The sequence below is a fragment of the Herbiconiux daphne genome, from assembly GCF_024979295.1.
Taxonomy (GTDB): domain Bacteria; phylum Actinomycetota; class Actinomycetes; order Actinomycetales; family Microbacteriaceae; genus Herbiconiux; species Herbiconiux daphnes.
Window position 1 is genome coordinate 1 of sequence record NZ_JANLCJ010000824.1, and the last position, 518, is coordinate 518.

The following is a 518-nucleotide window of genomic DNA, read 5'->3' on the forward strand; positions in this document are numbered from 1 at the left end:
CCGCCTTAGCGGGTTTCTTCGTATACATTGTAATCGCATTGCGATCCGTCATACTTCTGGCTCAGGCGGGCTTTAGTCAGAGCCTTATCGAACGCTTCAGCGCGGGAGATTGCACCGCCAGTATGCGCGAAGCGGGCGATTTCGTAGGGTTCATCGTAGGAGCATTCTTCCATTACGACGAAAGCGCCAGGGAAGAAATCCAGCATTGCGAAGCCGAAGCCTTCAGGCTTGATGTTGCGGATTTCAGAAGAGGGGATCATGTTGTTCATTGGGTAATTCCTTCGTGGTTGGGTTAACGAAGGAGATAATACCCCGGAAAATTAGTTTTGCAAAACTATTTTTAGTGTTTACCAGGTAAACATTACATGCATTCAAGTAAGCATTTGATTTTACTATACCGCAGATAGGAAAAACCCCCGCTACGGGCATCCAGCCAGCGAAGCGAGGGTTTCCAAATGCAGCAAGATAGCCCATATTTTGCATGCTGATCCGGATCGGACAATATCTAAGTAAGCGTT

General features: G+C 47.5%; 2 protein-coding genes. Both read right to left on the bottom strand.

The window, feature by feature from the left end; translation table 11 throughout:
* Positions 1-5: 5 nt before the first annotated feature.
* Entirely contained in the window at positions 6-269 is a 264-nt protein-coding gene (locus N1032_RS27890) for a hypothetical protein (protein WP_259543990.1), read from the bottom strand.
* On the bottom strand, positions 244-518 hold a 275-nt coding region (locus N1032_RS27895; RefSeq protein WP_259543991.1), incomplete at its 5' end, for a hypothetical protein. The genes N1032_RS27890 and N1032_RS27895, both read right to left, overlap by 26 nt.

Excerpts from the sequence above, each read along its gene's own strand:
- N1032_RS27890 (WP_259543990.1), bottom strand. The coding sequence starts at position 269 with ATGAACAACATGATCCCCTCTTCTGAAATCCGCAACATCAAGCCTGAA.